The organism is Steroidobacter sp. (genome assembly GCF_036402275.1).
Taxonomy (GTDB): Bacteria; Pseudomonadota; Gammaproteobacteria; order Steroidobacterales; family Steroidobacteraceae; genus Steroidobacter.
Genome location: NZ_DASWTF010000013.1, coordinates 137,663 through 160,410, shown reverse-complemented (window position 1 = coordinate 160,410; position 22,748 = coordinate 137,663). Strand labels below are relative to the sequence as shown.

At 63.3% G+C, this 22,748-nt stretch carries 21 protein-coding genes, 1 tRNA gene and 1 pseudogene; 7 read left to right on the top strand and 16 right to left on the bottom strand.

Annotated features, from left to right (window positions below; all coding sequences use genetic code 11):
• Positions 1-5: 5 nt before the first annotated feature.
• From VGD45_RS05535 to VGD45_RS05490, 10 genes are all read right to left on the bottom strand, one after another.
• Entirely contained in the window at positions 6-197 is a 192-nt protein-coding gene (locus VGD45_RS05535) for a DUF2065 domain-containing protein (protein WP_331154273.1), read from the bottom strand.
• Between the two features lie 4 nt (positions 198-201).
• On the bottom strand, positions 202-1,071 hold the full coding sequence (gene hflC / locus VGD45_RS05530) for a protease modulator HflC (RefSeq protein ID WP_331154272.1): 870 nt from the start codon (positions 1,069-1,071) through the stop codon (positions 202-204).
• The gene (gene hflK, locus VGD45_RS05525) at positions 1,071-2,231 is read right to left on the bottom strand and encodes an FtsH protease activity modulator HflK (RefSeq protein WP_331154271.1); all 1,161 of its coding nucleotides are present in this window, start codon (positions 2,229-2,231) and stop codon (positions 1,071-1,073) included. The genes hflC and hflK overlap by 1 nt, the downstream gene beginning before the upstream one ends.
• A gap of 134 nt (positions 2,232-2,365) precedes the next feature.
• Positions 2,366-3,646: a ribosome rescue GTPase HflX gene (gene hflX, locus VGD45_RS05520; RefSeq protein ID WP_331154270.1), complete on the bottom strand. Its 1,281-nt coding sequence runs from the start codon at positions 3,644-3,646 to the stop codon at positions 2,366-2,368.
• Positions 3,647-3,673: 27 nt separating this feature from the next.
• Positions 3,674-3,931: an RNA chaperone Hfq gene (hfq, locus tag VGD45_RS05515; protein ID WP_331154563.1), complete on the bottom strand. Its 258-nt coding sequence runs from the start codon at positions 3,929-3,931 to the stop codon at positions 3,674-3,676.
• 218 nt (positions 3,932-4,149) lie between these two features.
• The gene (gene miaA / locus VGD45_RS05510) at positions 4,150-5,115 is read right to left on the bottom strand and encodes a tRNA (adenosine(37)-N6)-dimethylallyltransferase MiaA (protein WP_331154269.1); all 966 of its coding nucleotides are present in this window, start codon (positions 5,113-5,115) and stop codon (positions 4,150-4,152) included.
• Positions 5,112-6,941, bottom strand: a complete 1,830-nt coding sequence (gene mutL / locus VGD45_RS05505; RefSeq protein WP_331154268.1) for a DNA mismatch repair endonuclease MutL — start codon at positions 6,939-6,941, stop codon at positions 5,112-5,114. The genes miaA and mutL overlap by 4 nt, the downstream gene beginning before the upstream one ends.
• Before the next feature lie 105 nt (positions 6,942-7,046).
• Complete coding sequence (locus VGD45_RS05500; RefSeq protein ID WP_331154267.1) at positions 7,047-8,300, bottom strand: N-acetylmuramoyl-L-alanine amidase; 1,254 nt, start codon at positions 8,298-8,300, stop codon at positions 7,047-7,049.
• 44 nt (positions 8,301-8,344) lie between these two features.
• On the bottom strand, positions 8,345-8,863 hold the full coding sequence (tsaE, locus tag VGD45_RS05495) for a tRNA (adenosine(37)-N6)-threonylcarbamoyltransferase complex ATPase subunit type 1 TsaE (RefSeq protein WP_331154266.1): 519 nt from the start codon (positions 8,861-8,863) through the stop codon (positions 8,345-8,347).
• Positions 8,836-10,326 carry an NAD(P)H-hydrate dehydratase gene (locus VGD45_RS05490; protein WP_331154265.1) on the bottom strand — a complete coding sequence of 497 codons (1,491 nt, stop codon included), beginning with the start codon at positions 10,324-10,326 and terminating at the stop codon, positions 8,836-8,838. Before VGD45_RS05490 ends, tsaE begins: the two co-directional genes overlap by 28 nt.
• A gap of 73 nt (positions 10,327-10,399) precedes the next feature.
• Here VGD45_RS05490 and queG point away from each other — a divergent pair, with 73 nt between their 5' ends.
• The gene (gene queG, locus VGD45_RS05485; protein WP_331154264.1) at positions 10,400-11,470 is read left to right on the top strand and encodes a tRNA epoxyqueuosine(34) reductase QueG; all 1,071 of its coding nucleotides are present in this window, start codon (positions 10,400-10,402) and stop codon (positions 11,468-11,470) included.
• A gap of 84 nt (positions 11,471-11,554) precedes the next feature.
• On the opposite strand, the gene panC is transcribed toward queG, so the two are convergent.
• The 5 genes from panC to pcnB all read right to left on the bottom strand — a co-directional run bounded on the left by panC (position 11,555) and on the right by pcnB (position 15,956).
• On the bottom strand, positions 11,555-12,427 hold the full coding sequence (gene panC / locus VGD45_RS05480; RefSeq protein WP_331154263.1) for a pantoate--beta-alanine ligase: 873 nt from the start codon (positions 12,425-12,427) through the stop codon (positions 11,555-11,557).
• Between the two features lie 3 nt (positions 12,428-12,430).
• Positions 12,431-13,258, bottom strand: a complete 828-nt coding sequence (panB, locus tag VGD45_RS05475) for a 3-methyl-2-oxobutanoate hydroxymethyltransferase (RefSeq protein WP_331154262.1) — start codon at positions 13,256-13,258, stop codon at positions 12,431-12,433.
• 129 nt (positions 13,259-13,387) lie between these two features.
• Positions 13,388-14,053, bottom strand: a complete 666-nt coding sequence (locus VGD45_RS05470) for a deoxynucleoside kinase (protein WP_331154261.1) — start codon at positions 14,051-14,053, stop codon at positions 13,388-13,390.
• 17 nt (positions 14,054-14,070) lie between these two features.
• Positions 14,071-14,595 carry a 2-amino-4-hydroxy-6-hydroxymethyldihydropteridine diphosphokinase gene (gene folK / locus VGD45_RS05465; protein WP_331154260.1) on the bottom strand — a complete coding sequence of 175 codons (525 nt, stop codon included), beginning with the start codon at positions 14,593-14,595 and terminating at the stop codon, positions 14,071-14,073.
• Entirely contained in the window at positions 14,592-15,956 is a 1,365-nt protein-coding gene (gene pcnB, locus VGD45_RS05460; protein WP_331154259.1) for a polynucleotide adenylyltransferase PcnB, read from the bottom strand. The genes folK and pcnB overlap by 4 nt, the downstream gene beginning before the upstream one ends.
• Positions 15,957-16,052: 96 nt before the next feature.
• On the opposite strand from pcnB, the gene VGD45_RS05455 reads away from it, so the two are divergent.
• The 6 genes and pseudogenes from VGD45_RS05455 to VGD45_RS05430 all read left to right on the top strand — a co-directional run bounded on the left by VGD45_RS05455 (position 16,053) and on the right by VGD45_RS05430 (position 22,242).
• Positions 16,053-16,128 (top strand) — tRNA-Glu (locus VGD45_RS05455).
• Between the two features lie 147 nt (positions 16,129-16,275).
• Positions 16,276-17,088, top strand: a complete 813-nt coding sequence (locus tag VGD45_RS05450) for a hypothetical protein (protein ID WP_331154258.1) — start codon at positions 16,276-16,278, stop codon at positions 17,086-17,088.
• Positions 17,089-17,716: 628 nt separating this feature from the next.
• Positions 17,717-18,382: pseudogene (locus VGD45_RS05445) on the top strand (ABC transporter ATP-binding protein); the annotation flags it as partial.
• Positions 18,383-18,450: 68 nt separating this feature from the next.
• Positions 18,451-19,185, top strand: coding sequence for an ABC transporter permease subunit (locus tag VGD45_RS05440; protein ID WP_331154256.1), 735 nt, complete (start codon positions 18,451-18,453; stop codon positions 19,183-19,185).
• Position 19,186: 1 nt separating this feature from the next.
• Positions 19,187-21,079, top strand: a complete 1,893-nt coding sequence (locus VGD45_RS05435) for a Gldg family protein (protein ID WP_331154255.1) — start codon at positions 19,187-19,189, stop codon at positions 21,077-21,079.
• Positions 21,080-21,093: 14 nt separating this feature from the next.
• Entirely contained in the window at positions 21,094-22,242 is a 1,149-nt protein-coding gene (locus tag VGD45_RS05430) for a DUF4340 domain-containing protein (protein WP_331154254.1), read from the top strand.
• Positions 22,243-22,286: 44 nt separating this feature from the next.
• Here VGD45_RS05430 and VGD45_RS05425 read toward each other — a convergent pair whose 3' ends face one another.
• On the bottom strand, positions 22,287-22,745 hold the full coding sequence (locus VGD45_RS05425) for an RDD family protein (protein WP_331154253.1): 459 nt from the start codon (positions 22,743-22,745) through the stop codon (positions 22,287-22,289).
• Positions 22,746-22,748 lie beyond the last annotated feature (3 nt).

Genomic DNA, 22,748 nt, shown 5'->3' with positions numbered 1-22,748 from the left:
GAATTCTAGGAGCGCACGAAGTACAGCAATCCCACGCCGATGCTCATGCTGATCAGGCCCCAGGCGCGCAGGTACCAGTCGGGGCTCGCGGCCAGCGCGGTCATCATGCGCTTGAGCCATTGCGGATTCAGGAAAGGCATGACGCCTTCCAGCACGAAATACAGCGCCACCGCCGCGAGCAGATCCGACCAGTTCACTTCATCAACGCCGGTTCGCGCGATTCAGGTACTTGAAGAACTCGCTGTCCGGCGAAATCACCAGCACGTCGTTGTCGGTGCCGATGGCTTCGCGATAGGCCTGCAGGCTGCGATGGAACGAATAGAACTCGGCGTTGCGGTTGTACGCGCGCGCATAGATCTCGGCCGACTTGGCGTCGCCTTCGCCGCGGATGATTTCCGACTCACGATAGGCTTCGGCGAGCAGCTCGGTGCGCTGACGATCGGCTTCCGAGCGCAGTTTTTCCGCGCTCTCTTCACCCTCGGCGCGCAGGCGCTTGGCCTGGCGATCGAAGTCCTGGCGCATGCGGCTGAACACCGATTCGCTCACTTCCTCGGGCAGATCGATCTTCTTGACGCGCACGTCCACCAGCTGCAGACCAAGCCCCTTCGTGCTGTCGTCCGCCAGCTTCAAGATTTCGCCGGTGAACTCGGCACGCTCGGCGGCCACCACCTGTTGAATGGTGCGACGGGCGATCACGCCCTTGATGCCGTCCTTGACGATACTGCCGAGGCGACCCGCCGCGATCTCGCGATCGCCGCCCGCCGCTTGGTAGTAGGTGCCGACATCGGAGATGCGCCACTTGATATAGAAGTCGATGCGCAGGATCTTGCCTTCGCTGGTCAGGAACTGCTCCGACGGATAGTTCTTGGTGTCGATGCGACGCTCGAACTTACGGATGTTGTTGACCATCGGGATCATGAAATGCAGACCCGGGGCGTAGTCGGCGCGCACGATCTCGCCAAAGCGGAACTTGATCGCCAGTTCCGTCTCACGCACCGTGAAGGTCGACATGGCGAGCGTGAACACCACGACCGCCGCCAGAATCAAAACCAGAAATCCGCGGTTGGCCATTAGCGGGTCCCTCGCGTACGACGATCGCCGGTGACGGTGGTCGCGTCAGTGGGTTCGGTGCTCTCGACGGTCATGCTCGGCTCGGTCGTCGCGACGCGCGGTACGCGCCGGCTCTGTTCGAGCAGCTTGTCGATGGGCAGATAAACCAGATTGCCGGCGCCGCCACCTTGCGTGTCGAGCACCACCTTCTTGCTGGACGCGAGCACACGCTCGACCGTTTCCAGATACAAACGTTCGCGGGTCACGCCAGGGGCCTGCTCGTATTCGTCGAGCAGCGCCAGGAAGCGACTCGCCTCACCTTCGGCGTTCGCGATCTTGCGAGCGCGATAGGCCTGGGCTTCCTGCACCTGACGAACCGCCGCGCCGCGGGCGCGAGGAATCAGGTCGTTGGAATAAGCCTGCGCGGCCAGCGACAAACGATCGCGGTCTTCACGAGCTTTGATCGCGTCCTGCTGGGCCGGCGCAACTTCGTTCGGCACCTTCACGTCCTGCAGGTTGACGGCCGTGACTTCCAGGCCGACCTTGTAGGCTTCCAGCGTGCGCTGGATCAGGTCCTTGGTCTTGGCCACGATTTCCTGACGGCCCGACTCGAGCACGGCATCCAGCTTGCTGCGGCCGATGATTTCGCGAATGGCGCTCTCGCTGACTTCCTTCAGCGTTTCCTCGGGACGGTTGACGTTGAACGCGTAGTCCAGCGCGTTGGCGCGCCGGAACTGCACTTCCAGGTTGATATCGACCATGTTCTCGTCCGAGGTCAGCATGCGCGTCTGCTCGCTGAAGCTCTCGATGCTCTGAATGTTGACGATCTGCTTGGTCTCGATGGGCCACGGCCAGTGGAAGCGCAGGCCGGGCTCGGTGGTGGCGACGTGCTTGCCGAACCGCAGGATGATGGCGCGCTCGGCGGCGTCCACCGTGTACAGGCCACTCGCCAGCCAGATCGCGGCCAGGACGATGACGATCGTGCCGATGCCGAAGCCGCGCCCCGAGCCGCCGCCGACCGTGCGATTGCCGCCGCTGCCGCCGCCGAACAGGCCAGCCAGGCGGCGCTGCAGGTTACGCAGGACTTCGTCCAGATCGGGCGGTCCCTGCTCGGGCTTGTTGCCGCCCCCCCAGGGGTTGCGTTTGCCGCCGGAATTACCGCCGGGTTCGTTCCACGCCATGTTGGATGACTTTTGTGTCTTGAGGCTAAGAAAGTTGGAAATGTGCGCCCCGTGAAATCAGCCGGGGCCTTGCCGAACTCCAAACGGCCGATTTTAGGAACCGCTCCGGGCCGGCACAAGCTTTACCCGTCCCATCACTCCTCGGCGATGGCCTCGGCCAGCCCTTCGGACCGGCATAGGTGCTCGAAAGCCCGCCGCGGCATGGAAACTTCCAGGTCCACGGCGCCGCTGGGCAGGGGCTGCTCGGCCAATACCGCGCCCGCCGCGAAGAACCGCGCCCGGGCCCGGCCGGCCTCGGGTTTGAGCACGACGTGACGGTGGACCAGCTCCGGCCCCAGGAATTCCCCGATGGCGGCGATCAACAGATCGGCGCCGTCGCCCGTCTGGGCGGACAGCCACACCCGCCGCACCGAGCCATCCTCGGCCCGTTCCACTTGCGCCGGCTCGCCGACCAGGTCGGCCTTGTTGAAAATCTCGATCTGCGGCAGGTCGCCTGCGCCCACTTCGCTCAACACCTGGTTGACCTGGGCGATGCGCTCGCCGCGATTCGGGTCGGCGGCGTCGATCACATGCAGCAACAGAGTGGATTCGCGCGCTTCCTGCAGGGTCGAGCGGAACGCCGCCACCAGCTCGTGCGGCAGGTCGCGAACGAACCCGACCGTATCGGCCAGCAATGCGAAGCGCGCGTCGGGCAATTGCAGCCGACGAACCGTGGGATCGAGCGTTGCGAACAACTGATCGGCGGCGTAAGCGCCCGCGCCCGTCAGCCTATTAAAGAGAGTGGACTTACCGGCGTTGGTGTAACCCACCAAGGCGACCGTCGGAATTTCGGCCCGCTTGCGTTCGCGACGAGTGGTCGCGCGTTGCGTGAGCACCTTGTCCAGGCGCGAATTCAATGTGCGAATGCGTGCCGCCAGCAATCGGCGGTCGGTTTCCAGCTGCGTTTCGCCGGGACCGCGCAGACCGATACCACCCTTCTGTCGCTCGAGGTGGGTCCAGCCTCGCACCAGTCGGGTGGCGAGATGCTTGAGCTGCGCCAGCTCGACCTGCAATTGGCCTTCGAAGCTGCGGGCTCGCTGCGCGAAAATGTCCAGAATCAAGCCGGTACGGTCCAGCACGCGACATTGCAGCAGCGCTTCCAGATTGCGCTCCTGACTGGGCGACAAGGGGTGATCGAAAACCACCAGGTCCGCGCCGAGCTCTTTGACTCGCGTGTGGATCTCTTCGGCCTTGCCGCTGCCAATGTACAGGCGTGGATCCGGCACCTTGCGGGTGCCGGTGATCACCGAGAGGACTTCGGCGCCGGCGGATCGCGCCAGCGCCTCGAACTCGCTCAGCTCATCTTCACCGGGAGGACCTCCCAGCCCGATCCGGACCAGGAGCGCACGTTCGCCGCTGCGGGGTCTTTCAAACAACAACGAGCTCCCACACGGACACGCGCATCACTCGCTGGCTGCGACCGTCTCCGCGCCTTCTTCTTCGCTCGTCGGCAATCGGATTGCCCGCGCCGGAACGACTGTGGAAATCGCGTGCTTGTAGACCATCTGGCTGACGCTGTTCTTCAGCAAGACGACGAACTGATCGAACGAGTCGATCTGACCTTGCAGTTTGATACCGTTCACCAGGTAAATGGAGACCGGGACGCGCTCCTTGCGCAATGTGTTCAGGAACGGATCCTGTAATGATTGCCCTCTGGCCATCATTTATCTCCTTGTTATGCCTTCGAATTCTTTGGTTGAGCTTTGCCGACTATGCCGCTTCCCTGCAGCTGCACGACAGCCGACGGGCACCATCCGGTAACCGCTGCGATGCCGCAGTTTAGCACAGCGATGTTCCCGTCGAAGCTGCCTTTGATTCAATACGCAGCTGCATCAGTGTCACGAGTGACCCACTGCGCCCGCCCGCAACGGATCCTCGATCACACCGACAGCTTCGAACAAAAGGTCGCAATGGCTTGCTCAATTTGGTCGGCCGCGGCGGAATCAAGAGCGTTGTACCACTGGACGTCATTTTCCGCGCGTAACCAGATTAGTTGTCGTCGCGCCAGCTGTCGGGTCGCGAAAATCGCTCGCTGTACCGAAGAAGCTAAAGAGTCTCTGCCACACAAATGTTCCCACAGTTGCCGATAGCCGACAGAACGAATCGCCGGCAGATCGGCATGCAGATCGCCGCGCTGCTGCAATCTGCGTACTTCATCCAGCAACCCTGCCTGCATCATCGACTCGAAGCGCCGCTCGATCGCCGCATACAGACGCTCGCGATCGCTCGGCGCCCAAGCGAATGCCGCGAAGCTCAACGAAGGATCTGCCGGTCGGGTCTGCGCGTGCAGCTCGCTTAGCGTTCTACCGGTGAGCCGATGTACTTCGAGCGCCCGCTGTATTCGTTGTCCGTCGTTCGGTTGGATTCGTTGTGCGGTGACAGGATCCAGCAAGGTCAACTGCGCATGCAATGCGGGCCAACCGACACGCGCCGCTTCCGCGTCAATTTCCTGTCGCACCTGCGGATCGGCGGTCGGCATCTCCGCCAGCCCACGCCGTAGAGCACGGAAATACAACATGGTGCCGCCGACCAGCACGGGTAGACGACCTCGAGCACGGATGTCCGCGATCGCCTGCGTTGCGTCGCGTACGAATTGACCCGCCGAGTACGCTTGTGCGGGATCGAGAATGTCGACGAGATGATGCGGCACGCGTTCGAGTTGCTCGCGCGACGGTTTGCCGGTGCCGATGTCCATGCCCCGATAAACTAGCGCCGAATCGACGCTCACGATTTCGATGGGATGACGCTCGGCGAGACGCAGCGCCAGATCCGTTTTGCCCGCGCCGGTGGGGCCCATGATCAGCGGCAAGGGCGCCGTCGCCGACTTGAATTCGCCGGCGCTCATCGTCCGCGAAGAAACATGCGATCCAGATCGCTCAGGCTCACATACGTCCAGGTGGGGCGACCGTGATTGCATTGATCGCTGCGCACGGTGCGTTCCATCTCACGCAGCAATGCATTCATTTCAGGCACGGCGAGATTACGATGCGCGCGCACGGCGCCATGACAGGCCATCGTGCCCAACACCTCGTTGAGCGCTTCTTCGATGCCACGCGTCGAACCGTCCGCGGAAAGATCGGCGCTGATCCGACGTAACAGCTCGTCGAGATCCTTCTGCGCGAGAAACGCCGGCACGGCGCGAATCTGTACGCTCGTCGGTCCCGAGCGCACCACGTCGAGCCCCAAGCGGTTTAAAGCCGGCGCATGTTCTTCCAGCACATCGGCCTCGCCTGCCGCGACTGAAACCGAGAGCGGCACGAGCAACGGCTGACTGGCCACTCCGCCATTCTCGAGCGCCGCTTTCATCCGTTCGTACGTCGTGCGTTCGTGCGCGGCATGCATGTCCACGAGAATCAAACCGTCAGGAGCCTGCGAAAGAATATAGATGCCGTGCAACTGTGCCAGCGCGAAACCCAGCGGCGGCGTTGCCGGTTGCGATTCCGGCGCGGCAGGCTGAGCCTCGCTGAGTGGTGCAACCGCCGATGACTGGTATGGCAACGGCGCCGTGTATGACGACATCGGCTGACGAAAGTACGCGGGTGGCGCGGACTCCGAGACGCGCAGCCCGAGCGTTGCCTGGTTCGGTCCGCGCATGGGCCACATCGAGACTGGGTCCGTTGCTGGCATCAGCGAGTTGGCGTCTGTCGGAGGAGCAGCAGCGCTGGCCGCGCCGGCATACGTTTCCTGCAAGACTCGCTCAACCGTCTTGAACAGAAAGTTATGCACGTGCCGGCCGTCACGGAAGCGCACTTCCAACTTCGCCGGATGCGCATTGACGTCGACTTGTCGCGGATCGATTTCCATGAACAGCACGAACGCCGGATGCCGGCCGTGAAACATCACGTCGCGATAACCGAGTCGAATGGCGCTACTGATCAAACGGTCGCGCAGCATGCGACCGTTCAAATAGAAATGTTGTAGATCGGGCTGCGCGCGAGCATACGTCGGCTGACACAACCAGCCGGTGAGACGACAGCCTGCCGACTCGTGCTCGACGTACAAAGCGTTCGCCATGAACTCGTCGCCGACGATCTGAGCGACGCGCCGCTCCCGCTCGATCTGCGTCTTCGCCGCTGGGAAGTCTCCCAGCGACCGACGCGCGGCGCTCAACGAGAATGCGGTTTCGAACTTGGAGAGCGCGAGGCGTTCGACCATGCGCGCGATGTGCTGAGTCTCGGTGCGCTCTGCGCGCAGGAATTTGCGACGCGCCGGCACATTGAAAAACAGATCGCGCACTTCCACCGTCGTGCCGATGCCATGCGGCGCGGGCTCGAGCTCGCTCAGTGTGCCGTTGTCGCTGCTGATGCTGTAGCCCACGGAGTGGTTGGCGCTACGAGAGGTGATCTTGGTGCGCGACACCGACGCGATACTCGGCAACGCTTCGCCACGAAAGCCGAGCGTGCCGACGCGCTCCAAGTCGTCGATGCTCGCGATCTTGCTGGTCGCATGACGAGACAACGCGAGCGCCAGCTCCTCCCGCTCGATGCCGCAACCGTCATCGCGAACACGGCACAATTTGGCGCCGCCCTCCTCGATTTCGATATCGATGCGTTTGGATCCCGCGTCGAGACTGTTCTCGATCAGCTCCTTGAGCACCGAGGCAGGCCGTTCGATCACCTCGCCGGCGGCGATCTGGTGAATGAGTTGCTCGGGGAGTACGCGAATCGGCATCAGGAGTAGGCGGCGCTGGGGAGGAAGCGCGTCATTATTGCGCGAAAGCTCGCGCTTCACTAACCGGCCGTTGCGGGCGTTGTCCGCCCGTCTCAGCGATAGCGCTTAATGCGCTGTGCCAGCGGCCTTTTCGCCTTCATCCGAGCTGGCCACCACGGTCGTGCCCGACTGCTTGGCGCGCAACTCGGCGACGACGGTGCCGGGCGGCGGATTCGCGTAGAAGTACGCCCGCACGCCCTGGTGAATGGCCTCGGCCAGCTTCTGCTGATGCTTGGCGTCCAGCAGTCGCGACTCTTCGGTGGGATTGGAGATGAAGCCGGTCTCCACCAGCAGCGACGGAATGTCGGGCGACTTCAGCACCAGGAAGCCGGCGTGTTTGACGCCGCGATTGGTGATGTTGCCGATCTGGTAGAGCTCGTGCATGACCTTCTCGGCCGCATCGACGCTGGCGCTCATGCTGGCGCCTTGCGACAGATCCAGCAGAACCGACGCCAACACACTGTCCTTGTCGTCCAGCGTCACGCCGCCGATGAGATCGGCCGCGTTCTCGCGATCGGCCAGCCAGCGCGCCGATTCATCGCTCGCGCCACGAGCGGACAGCACATACACCGACGATCCAGCCACCGAACGGTTGGTGTAAGAGTCGGCATGCACGGACACGAACATATCCGCCTGCTGACGGCGCGCTCGCCTGATGCGCTCGCGATGCTCGACGAACGTGTCGTCGTCGCGGGTCAGAATGGCGCGCATGCCCGGCTCGCGATCGATGCGCTCCTTCAAGCGACGGGCGATTGCAAGCGTCACATGTTTTTCATAGGTGCCGCGCTTACCGATCGAACCGGGATCGACGCCGCCGTGACCCGCGTCGATCGCGACGACGATATCCCGACCGTGCAGATCGGCGGCCGCCTTCACGACGGACAGCGGCGGCGGAGATGTTCCTTTTGCCGGCGTGAGATCCAGCACCAGCCGATGGCCGTAGGACTCCTGCGGACCGACGCTGAAAGCTTTCGGTTCAGCGGGCCCGGTGAGATCGACGACCACTCGCAAATCGCCGTTCGGTTGAGCGGCCGCACGCAGCTGCTTCACGAAGCCTTGGCCTTCGGGCAGCGCACGCTCGCTTTCCATGGTCCCGGCGGGAATGTCGACGACGACGCGATCAGGATTGTCGAGCTTCAGCACCGAGTGTTCGGCCGGCGCGCTCAAATCAAACACCAGGCGCGTGCCGTCGGGGCCGGCCCACAGGCGCACATCCTTGATGGTCACGGGCTTGGCGGCGAGCGCGCCAAACGCGGCCAGGAGCAGGCCCAGGCAGCCCGCCCACGTGACATAAATCAAACTTGGCCTGGAGCCTCGCATATGGCGGGTAATCTACCGCGCCATGATTCAAGTATTCAACGAAATTATGGAGATAGCTGACGCAATTCCGGTATTGCTGCAACGATACGTCGCACGACGTTAGCCCCGTTGAGGGAATGAGGGGTTAACCTGAGCCGCCGGCCGTCGGTTCCCGTAGCGGGATAAGAAATATCGACCCACAGGTCGGCGGCGGGAAGCGCACCCGCGGCCCGCGCCGGCCATTCGATCATTAACACCGCCAGGCCAGTCAGCAGATCGCGAACGCCCAGCGGCTCGGCCTCCCCGGGATCGGTCAGCCGATACAGATCGAGGTGGTAGAGCGGCCGTGACGCCGTCTCGTACGGCTCGATCAATGTGTAAGTTGGACTGCGAACCGGGCCAGTAATTCCATACGCGCGCAGGATCCCACCGACCAGCGTCGTCTTGCCCGCGCCGAGCTCGCCTTCGAGGGCAATGATGAACGGAGCGTCGACGGCCTCGATTGCCTGACCGATCGTTCGCCCCAGCACCTGCATCTGCTCGGCGGAGGGAACGTTCAGAATCTCTGTGCCGGGTTCACGCACGTGGGCAGGTATCCAAAAAGATCGGTCGCCAGGAGTCCACGCTCGCCGCGCCGTGCGGCCATGTCCCCTGCCATCGCATGTACGAGCACTCCAGCGCGAGCCGCACCTGGAAGATCGGCGGTTTGAGCCGCGATGCCGGCAATCACGCCGGTGAGGACGTCGCCCATGCCGGGGGAAGCCATGCCAGGATTGCCCTGGTCGCAGATGTACGGCAACGCATCGCCGCTGACGACGAGCGTTCCCGCTCCCTTCAACACGACAGTGCCGCCATACCGCGCGGCGATGTCACGAGCCGACTGCAGACGATTGCTTTGTACGTCGCCCGTGCCGATGCCGAGCAAGCGACCGGCTTCGCCAGGGTGCGGCGTCAGAATCCATTTCGCATTGGAGCAAGGCTCCTGGGCCAGCAGATTGAGCGCGTCGGCATCGATGACCGTCGGCTTGTCACTTTCCAGCGCGATGTTGAGCAGCGCCCTGCCCCACTCGCCCGTGCCGAGTCCCGGCCCGATGGCGAGTACATCCGCACGCTCGATCATGGACGCAAGATCGCTCGCGCCTTCGACGCCGCGACACATCAGCTCGGGACGACTCGCAGTGATGGAAGCAACATTCTCCGGCCAGGTAGCAACCGTCACCAGCCCGGCGCCGGCTCGCAAAGCAGCCTCGCCGGCCATGCGCGCGGCGCCCGCCATGCCGATGCCACCACCGATCACGAGCACGCTGCCTTGCTGACCTTTGTGAGTCGTGCGACGACGCCGCGGTAACAATTGAGCGACGGCATCTTCATCGATCCGTAACGCGGACGGCGGAACGAAGGCGGTGGCGCCCTCCGGCAAGTCGAGATCGTCGAACAGCACGATGCCGGTGTGATTCGGCCCTTCGCCTAGATAGAAGCCCAGCTTCAGCCCGATGAACGAAAGGGTTCGCTCCGCCGTGATGGCCGCGCCCCAGACCGCGCCCGTATCCGAATCGAGGCCGCTCGGAATATCGAGCGAAAGGATGGGCACGCCACAGTCGTTGATGGCGTTGATCTGCTCGACCGTGCCGGCATCCAGCGGGCGTGACAGACCAGTGCCGAAAATCGCATCGACGATGATCTCCGCATTCGCCAGACAGCCCTCGCTCCAGCGCTGCACCACGCCGCCCGCAGCCACGAAATCATCGTGCGCGCGTCGCGCATCGCCCTGCAGCTTGGCCGGATCGGTCAGTGAAATCACCGTGACATCGATGCGCATGGACTGCGCCAGGCGCGCCACGACGTAGCCGTCGCCGCCGTTATTGCCCGGCCCGCACACGACAGCGACGCGCTGCTTGGACGGCCAGCAACTGCGCAGCGCCACCACCGCAGCCTCGCCGGCCTGGGTCATCAGCGTGTAGGAAGGAATGTGCAGATCGTCGATCGCGTGACGATCGAGCGCGCGCACTTGTGCGGCGGTATGGACGGCCAAGGGCAGCGGCTTCATGGGACAAAGCCTATCAAAAACCCTACAGAAAACCTTATGAATAACCGCCCGGCATTCTGACAAAATTACGCGCATGCCCGCCGATGCCCCAAACGACTACGCCGAGCTCGCCAGCTCGATCCGCCAGTGGAGTCGCGAGCTCGGGTTCCAGCAGCTCGGCATCGCCGGCATCGACTTGCCCGAAGACGAAGCACGGCTGATGCAGTGGCTGGAACAAGGCCGTCATGGCGCTATGGACTATATGGAGCGTCACGGCCGTCGCCGCGCGCGACCTCACGAACTGGTGCCCGGCACGCTGCGCGTGATCTCGGTTCGCATGGACTACTTGCCGCCGAACGCGCAAGGCGCGGAGGAGATTCTGGAAGATCCCGAACGCGGTTATGTCTCGCGTTACGCACTCGGTCGCGACTATCACAAAGTGTTACGTCGGCGCCTGGCCAAGCTGGCGGAAAAAATTCAGGCGCACAGCGCGTCACAGTCACATCGTGTGTTCGTGGACAGCGGGCCGGTGCTGGAGAAGGCGTTCGCGCGCAATGCGGGGCTCGGCTGGATTGGCAAGCACACCAATCTCATCAATCGACGCGCCGGGTCATACTTTTTTCTCGGCGAGATCCTCACGGATCTGCCGTTGCCGGTGGATGAGCCGGAAACCAATCATTGCGGCACGTGTCGAGCGTGCATCGACGTGTGCCCGACACAGGCCATCGTCGGCCCCTATGAGCTGGATGCGACCCGCTGCATTTCCTATCTCACCATCGAGCTGCGCAGCGCCATCCCCGAGCAGTTCCGCAAGGCCATGGGCAATCGCATCTATGGCTGCGACGATTGTCAGCTGGTGTGCCCCTGGAACAAGTTCGCGCGCGTCACCAGCGAGGTGGATTTCGTGCCACGCCATGCGCTGGATGGCAGCAAGCTGGTCGAATTGTTCGCCTGGACCGAGCAGGAGTTTCTGGAGCGCACCGAAGGCAGCGCGATCCGGCGCATCGGTTATGAATGCTGGATAAGAAACATCGCGGTGGCGTTGGGGAACGCGCCCACGACCGACGAAGTCATTCGCGCCCTCGCCTCCCGCAAGGATGATCCCTCAGCGCTCGTGCGGGAGCATGTGGACTGGGCGCTGGCCCAGCATCAGCAGGCGGCCTGAAGACCCACCCCCTGGCCCCCTCCCGTGTACGGGAGGGGGAACTCAATTTTTATTTTTTTGTTTTTCTCCGGAAACCGAACCTGATTATCTGGTCGAGGTTCGCTTGGCGCGGACGTTGTCGATCAAGCGGGCGCGACCGATGCGGGCTGCGGTGAGAACAACCAGATCGTTCGATCCAGACTCCGGCAGCTGCAACGAATTCGCATCGCGAATCGCAAAGTAATCCGGCCGGAAACCCGCCTTCTGCAAGTCCTGGGTTCCCGCCTTTTCCAGACTCGCGTAATCGGTGGTGCCGGATTCGAGCGCAGCCCGCGCGCGCTCCAGGGCCGCAAATATTTGAGGCGCAACGGCCCGCTGCTCGGGCAGCAGATAACGATTGCGCGAGCTCATCGCCAGCCCATCCTTCTCGCGCGCGGTCTGCACACCGACGATGTCAATCGGCATGCACAAATCGACGATGGCGCGACGGATGATCATCAGCTGCTGGAAATCTTTTTCGCCGAACAGCGCCACATCGGGCTGCACCAGGTTCAGGAGCTTGGTCACCACCGTCGCGACACCCATGAAGTGGCCGGGACGGAACGCGCCACAGAGAATGTCTTCTAGTCCTGGCACATGCACGCGCGCCGTTGTTTCCTGGCCGCGGGGGTAAATGTCATCGACCTCGGGAGCGAACAGCACTTCCACGTTCAACGACTGAAGCAGTTGCTTGTCTTCGTCGGGTGTGCGCGGGTACGCGGCGAAATCCTCGTTCGGTCCGAACTGCAAGGGATTGACGAAGACGCTGACGATGACGTGCTCGGCGAGCTCCGACGCGCGGCTCACCAGAGTGCCGTGCCCAGCATGCAGATTGCCCATGGTGGGCACGAAAGCAATGCGCTCGCCCTTGCGGCGCCACTGCGACACGCGCTCGCGCAACTCGTGTGGACGAGCCACCACTTCTAAAGTTTTAGCCATCGCTTAGAAACAATGCTCGGGGCCAGGGTATTCCTTGGTCTTCACGGCCTGCGTGTACGCCTTGATTGCTTCCAGAGCGCTGTCGCGGCCGGCGAGGAAATTTTTCGAAAACTTCGGTTTGCGGCCCGACGTGATATCCAGCACGTCGTACAGCACGAGAATCTGGCCGTCGGTGTCCGGGCCCGCGCCGATGCCGATGACCGGCACGTGCAATTGTTCGGTGATGTGCTTGCCCAAGGCAGCCGGAATACATTCGAGCAGCACGATGTCGGCGCCGGCCCCTTCCAGCGCCTGCGCATCCCGAAGCATCTGCTCCGCCGCTGCTTCTTCGCGTCCCTGGACGCGGAAGCCACCGACCTTGTGCACCGACTGCGGCTTCAGCCCCAGGTGCGCGCAAACCGCGATGTCGTGGTTGGCGAGAAATTCGACGATCTCGACCTGCCCGGCGCCGCCTTCGAGCTTGACCATCTTCGCGCCGCCTTCCTGCATCAGGCGGACGGCGTTCTCCAACGCCTGCTCGCGCGAGGCATAGGTCATGAACGGCATGTCCGCGATCAGGAACGGCCGGTACAGCCCTTTGGCCACGGCACGGGTGTGATAAATGATGTCGTTGAGGGTCACCGGCACGGTGGTGTCGTGCCCCTGGATGACCATGCCGAGGGAGTCGCCGACCAGCACAACGTCCACGCCGGCGTCGTCAACCAGCGTGGCGAAGCTGGCGTCATAGGCGGTGATCGCGGCGATTTTCTCGCCCTCCGCCTTCATCTTGACGAGAGTGCCGACGTTGACCGGAGGTCGCGGCGCGTAACGCTCTTGAAGGTGCTTGTACATGGCGGTGAGCTACGGCGGGGCGGGAAGAATGCCCAGGGTGAACCCGACAGTCAAACTGGGGGTCATGACAGCCTTATCAAGCCGACCCCGCTGTCGCGCGCCCGGTCAACAAAGCGCCGCCCAGCCGGCTCAAACGGCGCTTTTCAGCGGATTGTAATAGTGCCGTCCGCGACGGGTGCGGACCACCTGTTCCAGGAGCTGGGCGTAGTCGTGGTCGTTATTGACGAAATCCGCCTGGGCCGCGTTCACGATCAGCAGCGGCGAGGCGCTGTATTCATGGAAGAAGCGCGCGTACGTTTCCTGTAAGCGCTCGAGGTAGTTCTTCTCGATGTTCTGTTCGTACTTGATCCCGCGCCGCTCGATACGTTCGCGCAGGACGTCGACGGGCGCCTGCAGATAAATCACGAGGTCGGGCACGGGCGCATCGACGGCGAGGCGCGCATACACCTGCTCGTACAGCGAGAACTCTTCTTCATCCAGCGTCAGCTGCGCGAACAGCTTGTCCTTGTCGAGCAGGTAGTCGGCGACGCGCACCGTATCGAACAGGTCGTGCTGGCGAATGTCCTCCAGCTGGCGCGTGCGCTGGAACAGAAAGAACAACTGGGTCTGCAACGCGGCCGAGCGCGGATTCTTGTAGAAGCGTTCCAGGAACGGATTCTCGTCGGCCTGCTCGAGGATCAGCTCGCTGCCGAAGCTGCGCGCGAGCCGCCGCGCGAGCGTGGTCTTGCCGACGCCGATCGGTCCTTCGACCACGATCAAGCGATGCGGCGCTGGAATGAGAGACTTCTCGGTCATGTCCACCGCTAGATTGTTCATTGGACGCCGGCGAGCGGCGCCAAGCCGGCGCCTCCGACGCGTGCCGCAAGCTGCCGGACGCGCCCGTGACCGGGAACGAGCAGCTCGGGGGCGATATCCCGCAAAGGATACAGGACGAAGTTGCGCTCAGGCAGACCACGATGCGGCACCGTCAGATCGCTTTCCGAAATCTGCGCATCGGCATAGACGAGCAAATCGAGATCGATCCGGCGCGGCCCCCAGCGCACGACGGGCAACTCGCGGCCCAGCTCGCGCTCCAGTCTCTTCAGCTCCACCAGCAGCTCGCGCGCCGTCAGCTGAGTCAGCAGGCCGGCCGCGGCATTGATGAATTCAGGTTGATCCTGGGGACCGAGCGGCTGCGTCTTATAAAGATTGGAACGCGCGACCAGCCGGCATTTCGCCAGACTGGCGAGCGCCGTGAACGCGAGCTCGATCTGCACCAGAGGCTGATCGAGATTACTGCCGAGCGCTACATACGCGGGGAACCACACTGCAGACGCCGTCGAAGTGCTGGCGTTCAAGCAGCGGGCGGCCGGGGCCGACGCCGACGACGGCGGCGACGACGCTGCCCGCCTTCGGGCGCGCCACCGCCACCTTGTTCGACCATGGACGTGCGCTGCTCGACAGACATCGTCTGAATGTCCGTCCACCACTGCGCGAGATCTGGATCGACTTCGCCGGCGGCCGCACGCAGCAGCAGAAAATCATAGGCCGCGCGGAATCGCGGGTGATCGAGCAAGCGTAACGCGCGACGTCCTTCGCGATACGCAAAGCGCGGCTGCAGACCGACGATCTCACGCAACGGCAAAGTAAACCGCTTGGGCACGGCCACTCGCGCCTGCTGACGCGCCGTCACTTGATCGCAAGCCGCGAGCAACGCATGAACATCGCCCTGCTCCGGCTGCAGTTTGGCGAACGCCTCCTGAATCGAAGGCCACAACAGCACCGCGAAGAGGAAGGTCGGCGTGACCGACTTGTCCGCTCGCACTCGCTCGTCGGTTCCTTCCAGACCCAATCGCAACACCCTCGCGGCCAGGCTGTTTGGGTCCGTGTTCATCGCCGCGGCGAGGTCGGGGAACAGATGCTCCAGCAACCCGAGGTCCCACAGCAGCTCGAATGAACGGATGGCGTAGCCGGCGAGGAACATCTTGTTCACTTCATCGAACAGCCGCGCGGGCGGCACGCCATCGAGCATCCACGCGAGTTTCGGAATCGGCGTGGCGGTATCGATGTGAATGCCGAAGTTGAGCTTCGCGGCGAAGCGGACCGCGCGCAACATGCGCACCGGATCCTCGCGATACCGCGTTTCTGGATCGCCGATCAGTCGCAGGACGCGCGCCTGCGCGTCTTCATAGCCACCGACGTAATCCCAAACCGAGAAGTCGCTGATGTTGTAGTAGAGCGCGTTGGCGGTGAAATCCCGCCGCCACACATCTTCTTCGATGGTGCCGTACAGGTTGTCGCGCAGGATGCGGCCACGCTCGTCGACCAGGCGATGCCCGGCTTCATCGACGCTGTTGTCCTCGTCAATGGGCGTATGCGCCGCGCGAAAGGTGGCGACCTCGATGATCTCGTAGCCGAAGCGCACGTGCGCCAGGTGAAAGCGCCGGCCGATCAGGCGGCAGTTGCGGAACAACTGCTTGACCTGATCCGGATGGGCGTTGGTGGCGACGTCGAAATCCTTCGGGTGCAGGCCCAGCAACAGATCGCGCACGGCGCCGCCCACCAGAAAAGCCTGATAGCCCGCCTCCTTGAGCCGGTACAGGACCTTCAGTGCGTTCGAGGAGATGTTGGCGCGCGAGATCGGGTGGTGTTCGCGCGCCACCACGCGCGGGGCGCTCGCCTCATCGATGATCTCGGCGGGAGAATTGTTATCGTTCAATATCGGCGGGTCCGTCGAAGCTTAAAAACTTGAGCCGCAAAAAACGGCCCGTATAATACCGCGTCTTCTCGGCACATCGTGCCAGCCTGCTAAAACGCTCCCATCGTCTAGAGGCCTAGGACGGGGCCCTCTCAAGGCCTAAACCGGGGTTCGAATCCCCGTGGGAGCGCCATCTCTGCCCGCGTCAGGGTTCCTGGCACGCAGTCCCCATCTGGCGACATAGCGGTAATAGCGCACAGAAACGCGCCGTATTGCCGGGCTTTCAGCCGTCCCCGGACACTCCTTGTGCATAATGCGCGCACCCTGACCCGGAGTGGACATGACGCCAGCGGACCGCCGCATCACGGAGCTGATCGATAAGTGGCTCACCAGCATCGACCTGCATTTGCAGTACGTCGAGCTGAGTGACGCCGCTTACGCGCGCGTGCAGCCCTGGCAGAAGCACGACCGGCCGACCCGCTGGGTGCTGGAAGTGGCGCGGCAGAAGGTGCTGGAGCTGAAACAGCAGTGCGAGACCCGCCAGGCCATGGGCGACGGCAAATTCTCCGAGTCGCTGGAGCTGATGGCGTTTCTGGCCAACCTGGTCGGCATTCAGCATATCCAGCGATTCATACCGCTGGCGGATCCGGCCAAGGCTGACGCGGTGGCCGGCACCAGCCAAACGGTGGAAGCGCCGACCGTGATTCGCGCGGCTCCGAAACCGGCGCGCGCACCGGCTGAAGAGCCCACCCGCGAGATGCCGCAGCTCAAGACCGTCAGGATCAAGCCGGAAGAAGCGCCCCTGCTCGATCCGAGCGAAGCACTGAGCAACGAAGACTTGCTGACGCCGATAGCGGTGCCAGCGCGATCGATTCCTTCGAACCGACCCGCGCCGAAGATCAATCCGGCTGCCGTTCAGCCAGCTAGACCTGCCGCGCGCCCAGCCGCGCAGCCGGAGGTCCCGAAACTGGCGCTGCCAAAGGACCTGAAAGGCAAGATCATCGCGGACGCCGTGCGCCTGCTGAAATGGGGTAAGCCCTGGCACGAGCTGGCCGAGCTGATCGAGCGTATCGCCGAACGCCCCCCGGCGGCGGACATCCGCAAGGTGTTGCGCGCTCACAAGGCCGAGATCGAAAAGGCCGCGCAGGCCTGAATCCCTACTTCCGCCCGGCGCTGAAAAATCGCGGGCAAAAAAAGAGGCCGGATACTAATGAAAGTGATCCGGCCAACAGGGGGATTCTATCAACCGCGCCATTGTCTCAGGCGTGGCTTACAAATTCGTTGCAACCTAACTGCGGGCTCTTTACCGACTTTCAAGGGCTGTCGCTTCGAGCCGACGATCCGGGGCGCGCTGCGCGCCGTGGATCATTTATCGCATTTATTTTGCGGTGCCAAAGATACCCTAGATCGCACTGCAACACAACACTGCGTTGCAAAAATTCCAATAAAACCGTCCCGTTCACACTGCGTGGAGCCTCGATTTGCCCCACAGGCCAAGTTGGACCGCGCCGCGGCGATTAGTTCAGCGGCCCATTCATTAAGAGATCGTCATGGCTTCTCGTCCGGCCGTGACTTGAAAATTCGCGCCCGTCCCGAAAAAATCGCCGCCCTCTTGCGTCGCGCCCTCGCGATAACACCAAGGCCGCTCCGCCGGTCCCCGCAGGAACCCGCGGAGTCCGACGCAGTCTGAAGGGAAAATTTTTAGTAGGCCGGTTGTCGAGCATGGACCATCCGACCTCTCTGACGACCACTGTCACTTCTTTGCAGAACAGGGCTCTCGCATGATTGAGATCAGAAACCTGTCGAAACGTTACGGCGCGTTGACCGCCGTCAACGACATCTCCTTCACGGTGCGGCCGGGCGAGGTGCTCGGCTTCCTCGGCCCCAACGGCGCCGGGAAGTCCACCACCATGAAAATGATCACCGGCTTTCTCACCCCGACCGCCGGCAGCATCAGCGTCTGCGGACACGACGTGGAGAACGATCCACTCGCGGCCAAGGCCGTCATGGGGTATCTGCCCGAAGGCGCGCCGAGCTACGGCGAAATGACGGTGCGCGGGTTCCTCGAGTTCATCGCCGATGTGCGAGGCCTGACCGGCGACCGTCGCCGCGCCCGCCTCGACGACGTGGTCAGCCGGCTGCAGCTCGCCAGCGTGCTCGAACAAATGATCGAAACGCTCTCCAAAGGCTTCAAGCGTCGCGTCGGCCTGGCGCAGGCGCTGCTGCACGATCCGCAGGTGCTGATCCTCGACGAGCCCACCGACGGTCTCGACCCGAACCAGAAGCATCACGTGCGCACCCTCATCAACGACATGGCGAAGGACAAGATCATCGTGATCTCCACGCACATTCTCGAAGAGGTGGATGCGGTCTGTAACCGCGCCATCATCATCGCCGGCGGCAAACTGCTCGCCGACGCCACGCCGAAGGAACTGGCCGCCCGCGCGCCGAGCGGCCGCCTCGACGACGTGTTCCGGCAGATCACCACCGGCCAGAAAGCAGCGTGAGGTGAGCCATGCATAACGTCACAACCATCTTCCGCCGCGAGTTCAGCAGCTACTTCGCCACCCCGCTGGCGCTGGTGTTCATCGTGTTCTTCCTGGTGCTGGCGGCGGCCTTCGCGTTCCAGTTCGGCAATTTCTACGATCGCGGCCAGTCGGATCTGGCGCCGTTCTTCAGCTATCACCCCTGGCTGTATCTGTTCCTGATCCCCGCGATCTCGATGCGGCTGTGGGCCGAAGAGCGCAAGTCCGGCAGCATCGAGCTGCTCATGACGCTGCCGATCACGACCTGGCAGGCGGTCATCGGCAAGTTCCTCGCGGCCTGGGCGTTCGCCGGCGTGGCGCTGGCGCTGACCTTCCCGATGTGGATCACGGTCAACTATCTCGGCGACCCGGATAACGGCGCGATCTTCGCCGGCTACGTCGGCAGCCTGCTGATGGCGGGCGGTTTCCTCGCGATCGGCGCGTGCCTGTCGGCGGCGACCCGCAATCAGGTGATCGCCTTCATTTTCACCATCGGTATCTGCTTCGCGTTCCTGCTGTCGGGTTTCCCGGTGGTGCTCGCGCTGTTCGAAGGCTGGGCGCCGCAACCGGTGGTCGATGCGATCGCCTCGCTGTCGTTCCTCACGCACTTCCAGTCGATCTCCAAGGGCGTGATCGACCTGCGCGACTTGTTGTATTTCGCGACCGTGATCGGCGTCTGGCTCGCCGCCAACTCGATCGTGCTCGACATGAAGAAGGCCGACTGACATGACTACAGCAACACGAAAGACTTATGGCGCGACCGCGCTCGTGGCGCTCGCCCTGTTATTCATCGGCGTGACCATCCTCATCACGTTCGTCCTGCGCGGCGCGCGCATCGATCTCACCGAGAGCAAGCTCTACTCGCTCGCGCCCGGTACGGAGCGGATCGTCAGCTCGCTGGCCGAACCGGTGAACCTGTATTTCTTCTTCTCTCAGGAAGCGAGCCAGCAGTCGCCGCAACTGCGCGCGTACGCGCAGCGCGTGCGGGAGCTGCTGGAAGAAATGACTCAGCACTCCGACGGCAAGCTGCGCCTCACCGTGATCGATCCGAAGCCGTTCTCGGAAGATGAAGATCGCGCCGGCGAATTCGGCCTGTCGCCCGTGCCCCTGACCCAGGGCGGCGAGCCGGTGTACTTCGGCCTGGCCGGCACCAACTCCACCGACGGTCGCGAGATCATCGGCCTGTTCCAGCCGGATAAGGAAGAATTCCTGGAGTACGACGTCGCCAGCCTCATCTATCGGCTGAGCAACGCCAAGCGCGCCACCGTCGGCTTGATTTCGAGCCTGCCGGTGGATGCTCGCTTCGATCAGATGAGCGGCCAGATGGCGCCGGGCTGGGCAAGCATTCAACAACTGCGTGAAACGCTCGAGGTGCGCACGCTGCAAGCTGACGGCAATCCCATCCCCGCCGACATCGGCGTGCTGATGCTGGTTCATCCGAAGGAGCTGAGCCCGCAGGCGCAGTATGCGATCGACCAGTTCGTCATGCGCGGCGGCAAGCTGATCGCCTTCATGGATCCGCAGTCCGAGAACGACAACGCCGGCGCGCAACCGGGCATGCCGCCGATGGGCGACCGCTCGTCGACGCTCGGCCCGCTGCTCGATGCGTGGGGCGTGAAGTTCGATACCACTCAGATCGTCGGCGATCGCGAGCTCGGCCTGACAGTGTCGCTGCGCCAGGGCACGCCGCCCTCTCAGCACATCGCCATCATCGGCTTGAATCGCGGCAGCATGAATCCGAAGGACGTGACGGTGTCGGCGCTCGACACCATCAACGTCATGACCGCCGGCGCGCTGTCGAAGAAAGAAGGCGCGACCATCGAGTTCGAGCCGCTGATTCAGTCGAGCACCAACGCCGCGCTGCTGCCGGCGTCGAAGCTGATGTTCCTGCCGGACAGTGAAGGGCTGCTCGATGGCTTCAAGGCCACCGGCGAGCGCTACACCATCGCGGCCCGCATTCACGGCAAGCTGAAGTCGGCCTTCCCGAACGGCAAGCCGAACGCCGAAGGCGCCGCCGGCGAGCACCTCACCGAGTCGAAGGAAGACGGCAACGTCATCCTGGTGGCGGATGCCGACATGCTCGCGGATCCTCTGTGGGTGCGCACGCAGAACGTGTTCGGTCAGCGCTTCGCCGTCGCCTGGGCAAACAACGGCGACTTCCTCGCCAACTCGGTCGACAACCTCGCAGGCAGCGCCGATCTGATCAGCGTGCGCGGTCGTCAGAGCTTCTTCCGTCCGTTCACCAAGGTCGAAGAGCTGCGTCGCCAGGCCGGCGATCAGCTGCGCGCCAAGGAGAAGGAGCTGGATCAGGAGCTCAAGGACACCGAACAGAAACTCACCGCGCTCGAATCGGCGCGCGGCGGCGAACAGGGCTCGTTGTCCTTGTCGCCCGAGCAGTCAGCGGAGCTCGAACGCTTCCAGCAGCAGCGCGTGCGCATTCGTAAGGAACTGCGTGAAACGCGCCGCAGCCTCGATGAAGAGATCGAAGCGCTCGGCACGCGGCTCAAAGCGATCAACATCGCGTTGGTGCCGTCACTGCTCGCGCTCGGCGCGATCTTCCTCGAAATCATGCGTCGTCGCCGGCTCCGTGCCGGCCGCGCCGCGGCTCACACGGGTTGAGGTGAGGTTAGCTCATGACTTCGCGAAATCTTTCCATTCTGGGACTGGTTGCGGTCATCGCCGTGGTCGCCGGCATCTGGCTGGCGGGCCGGCAAACGTCCACGCCTGCGCAAGAATCCGCGGTTCTGTATCCCGATCTCGGCAAAGAGCTCGATGCAGTGACCACGGTGCGCATCGTGAAAGCCGGCGGCGCGCCGGCGGTCGAGATGAAACGCGGCGAATCCGGCTGGACGGTCACCGAGCGTAACAACTATCCCGCTGACGACGCCAAGCTGCGCAAGCTCATCTCCAGCGTGGCCGAGGCCAAGCTGGTCGAAGAGAAAACCTCCAACCCGGAAAGTTATAAGACGCTGGGCGTGGAGGATGTCAGTGACGCCGCCGCTGGCAGCATGCAGATCGAGATCGAAGGCCCCAAACAGCCGGTGAAGCTCATCGTCGGCAAGCAGGGCTCCGGCGGTCAGTCACATTACGTGCGTCGCGCCGGCGAGCCGAAGAGCTGGCTGATCAACAAGAGCATCGACACCTCGTCGTCGGCCGATCAGTGGCTGCGCAAGGACATCATCGATGTGTCTGCGGATCGCGTGCAGTCTGCTGAAGTGCGCGTGGGCGCTGCGAAGCCCTACTCCGTCGTGAAGAAGACGCGCGCCGATGCGGACTTCACGGTCGAAGGTCTGCCCAAGGGCAAGGAGCTGAGCTCGCCCTCCGCCGCCGACGGATTCGCCACTGCGCTCGCGACTCTGCAGTTGGCCGACGTGCAGCCGGCCACCGCCATGACCGACAAGCCCAGCGCGACGACCACGATCCGGACCTTCGATGGACTGGTGACTGAAGCGACCGGCTGGAAGAAGGACGACAAACATTACCTCGCGCTGAAGACCTCTTACGACGCCGCGCTTGCCGAGAAATTCAAAGTCGCGACCGCGGACACCGAGAAGAAGGACGCAGTGGCGGAAGGTGACAAAGCCGCCAGCGACGCCAAGGACGCTGCCGACAAGGGCACCGAAGGCGCACCTCCGGCCGCGGAGACCGCGAAGCCAGCGACTCGCAACGTCGAAGAGGAAGCGACCAAGGCGAACGCGCAGCACAGCGCCTGGGTTTATGAGATCCCCGCGTACAAGTACGAGGCGATCTTCAAACCGGTCGACGAGCTGATCAAGAAATAAACGTCACCCGACTCGGCCGCGTCACGCGACGCGGCCGAGTCAGCTCAGCTCTTCTTCGGCAGCACCACCACCCGCGTGCGAGTCCAGCGATCCGGCCAGGCCAGGCGATCGCGATCGATCCAGATCCACAGGTAGCCGGCGAACGCCAGCGTCAGCGATACCGTCGCGGCGGCGAGGCGCTTGAACACATCGCCCCAGTTCAACAGGCTTCCGTCCTCTCTCTCCACCCTGAGCCGCCACGCGAGCATTCCAAGCGTCTGGCCGCGACGCGTCCAGAACAAGCCGAAGAACGCGACGACGATCCCGAGCAGCAGTCCGCGGTAGGCGTATTCCCATGCGCCATAGCGCTCGCTGGTGATCGCCTCGCCGCCCGTTAGTGGTAGCAGCGCCGCCGTGATGACCATCATCAGCGCAAGAATCGCCAGCAGGTCATAGAACATCGCGCCCAGCCGGCGCAGCACGCCAGCGCTTGGCAAGCGATCGGGAGAAACAACTTCGGTCATGAT